This is a genomic window from Actinosynnema sp. NPDC037264, from assembly GCF_055603705.1.
Genome location: NZ_JBVJVK010000014.1, coordinates 183,016 through 185,917 on the forward strand (window position 1 = coordinate 183,016; position 2,902 = coordinate 185,917).

General features: G+C 73.6%; 2 protein-coding genes. Both read right to left on the bottom strand.

Going from position 1 to position 2,902, the window contains the following annotated elements:
* Nucleotides 1-160: 160 nt before the first annotated feature.
* The gene (locus ACZ7GX_RS18480; protein WP_498778191.1) at nucleotides 161-1,705 is read right to left on the bottom strand and encodes a S8 family peptidase; all 1,545 of its coding nucleotides are present in this window, start codon (nucleotides 1,703-1,705) and stop codon (nucleotides 161-163) included.
* 213 nt (nucleotides 1,706-1,918) lie between these two features.
* Entirely contained in the window at nucleotides 1,919-2,782 is an 864-nt protein-coding gene (locus ACZ7GX_RS18485; RefSeq protein WP_498778193.1) for a TIGR03619 family F420-dependent LLM class oxidoreductase, read from the bottom strand.
* Nucleotides 2,783-2,902: the final 120 nt, after the last annotated feature.

Consider the following 2,902-nt stretch of genomic DNA (forward strand, 5'->3'; position numbering starts at 1 on the left):
CGACCCACACCCACACCTCCATCCACACCCCCCACCCCCCCCCCCCCCCCCCCCCCCCCCCCCCCCCCCCCTCCCCCCCCCCCCTCCCCCCCCCCCCCCCCCCCCCCCCCCCCCCCCCCCCCCCCCCCCCCCCCCCCCCCCCCAGGCCCGCGGTCGGCGATCAGTCGAGGAAGTAGCCCATGTTGCCCTCGGTGATCTGGCCTTCGCAGTTCGGGTCGTAGGACTCCATGTGGTCACCGCTGCCCCGCACCACGCAGCGGTAGATCGGGTGGCTGCCGGCGACCGCGCCGTCGTGGGCGTAGCCGAGCAGGCCGACGCGGGTCTGGCCCTCGCAGTTCACGTCGTAGGAGGTGAAGTTGTCCCAGCCGACCGCGCAGCGGTACAGCGCGTGCGTGCCCGGGGCCTGGCTGGTCAGGAGGCGGCCCAGGGACGCCTCGGCCACGTAGCCCGACGGGGCGCCGGTGACCGACGTGAGGTGGTCGCGACCGCCGTAGTAGCGGACCGCCGTGACGGTCGACGGGCCACCGGTCGTCGGGCCGGTGAAGAGCAGGCGGTTCGGCGAGCCCGCGCCCGGGTTGGTGATCTTGTTCGGGGTCGAGGCGTCGACGAGCGCGGCGTGCACGGTCGCCGGCGCGTCACCGGGGTGCGTGGCCAGGTACAGCGCCGCGGCGCCCGCGACGTGCGGTGCGGCCATCGAGGTGCCGCTGATGGTGTTGGTGGCGGTGTCGCCGGTGTGCCAGGACGAGGTGATGTTCTGACCGGGCGCGAACACGTCGGTGCACGTGCCGTAGTTGGAGAACGACGCCCGCGCGTCGGTGTTCGTCGAGGCGTTGACGGTGACCGCCTCGCGCACCAGCGCCGGGCTGAAGCCGCACGCGTCGGCGTTGGAGTTGCCCGACGCGAGGGCGTACGTGACGCCGGAGGCGATCGAGTTGCGCACGGCCGTCTCCAGGGGCGCGGTGGCCGCGGAGGCGGTGGCGCCGAGGCTCATGTTCGCGACCGCGGGCTTGACGGCGTTCGCGGTCACCCACTCGACGCCGCTGATCACCTGGGCGAACGTGCCGGAGCCCGCGCAGTTGAGCACGCGCACGGCGACCAGCTGCACGCCCTTGGCGACGCCGTAGTGGCTGCCGCCGACCGTGCCCGCCACGTGCGTGCCGTGGCCGTTGCAGTCGGTGTTGGAGCCGTCCACGGCGTCGTAGCCCCACGACGCCCGGCCGCCGAACGTCGAGTGGGTGGTCCGGATGCCGGTGTCGAGGATGTACGCGCGCACGTTGGCCGCGGCCGTGTCGTAGCTGTAGGAGGAGTTCAGCGGCAGGTCGCGCTGGTCGATGCGGTCGAGCCCCCACGAGGGCGGGTTCGGCTGCGTGTCGACGGCCTGGACCCGGCCGTCCTCGCTGACCGACCGCACCGCCGGGTCGGCGGCCAGTCTTCTCGCTTCCCGTTCGCTCGCGGTGACGGCGAAGCCGCGTAACGCGTGCCGCCACGTGGCCGTGACCGTGCCGCCGTGCTCGGCGGTGAGGTCGGCCGCCTGGGCCGCCACCTCGTCCTTCAACACCACCACGTAGTGCCCCGGCACGGCCGTGCCGGCGGCGGCGAGCCGGATGTCGCCCTCCGCCGCGCCCGCCGGTGGCGCGCCGACCAGGAGACCGGTGGTGAGCGCCACCGCGCCCACCACCCCGTTCACGAAGACCTTGCGCTTCATCGAAACCTCCGCAGGGTTGAGATCCGACCACCGAGCGTGACACGCGGGTCACGGGTGCGGGGCAGGCCGGTGCGGCAGCCCGAAGGGCGGCGGCACGCGGTCGCAACCACGCGCTGCCGAAGGGCGTCCGCGCTCGTCGTCATCCGCAGGGCACGCCTGGTTCGAACGGCCGGCCGCGCGTGGCGCGAATGGTCGTCGCGCGCCGCCCCGGCGTCACGTCCGGCCGTCGAGGCCGAACCTCTCCGCGAACGCCGCCAACTGCTCCCGCTGCTCACCGGGGTCCGCGCTGGTCGCGCTCACGACGACGCGGGTCACGCCCTGCTCGGCGAACGCCTCCGCCGTGTCCGTGGACATCTCGATGGAGCCCCACCGGGTGTAGTCCAACGCGTCCGGGTCACGACCGGCCTCGATCGCGGTCGAGCGCGCGAGGTCCCACTGGAGCGCGCGTTCGTCGGGCATGAGCATGCCGCCGGGGAAGTACCCGTCACCACGGCGCCCGGCCCGGCGCGCGGCGGCCCGGCTCGAACCGTCGACGTGGACGGGCAGGTGCCGGACGCCGAGCGGTTTCGGGAAGCTGCACAGGTCCTCGAAGGCGAAGAACTCCCCCGCGAAGCTCACGCCCTCCTCGCCGCCCTCCCACAACAGCCGCAGCACGTCGATCGCCTCGTCGGCACGTCGGCCGCGCGTGCCGAAGTCCACCCCGACCGCCCGGGCCTCGCCGGGCAACGTGCCCAGGCCCACGGTCAGCAACCGCATCCGGCCCTTCGACAGCACGTCGACCGTCGCCAGTCGCTTGGCCAGGACCACCGGGTGGTGGTACGGCAGCAGCAACACCCCCGTGCCGAGCAGGATCCGGCTCGTCGCCGCCGCGACGAACGCGAGGCAGTCGACCGGGTCGGCGTAGGGCAGTGCCGGCGGGATCTCGTGCGCGCCGACCGCGGCGCCGGGGTACACCGCGACGTGCTCCGGCAGGTACAACGCCTCGAAGCCGCACTCCTCGGCGTGCCGGGCGTAGGCGACGAGCCGGTCGGGGTCGACGCCGAAGTACGGCGTGCTGTAGCTGACGGCGAACTTCATCGGACAGTCCTCATGGACCCCGACGCTAGTAGTGCTTTGTTAGGTTTGTCGATAGTTGTTGCGGTGTAGCGGTTTCACGGTTTGGTGGCAGGTCGGGCATGCGCCGGTCCAGGTCGCGAG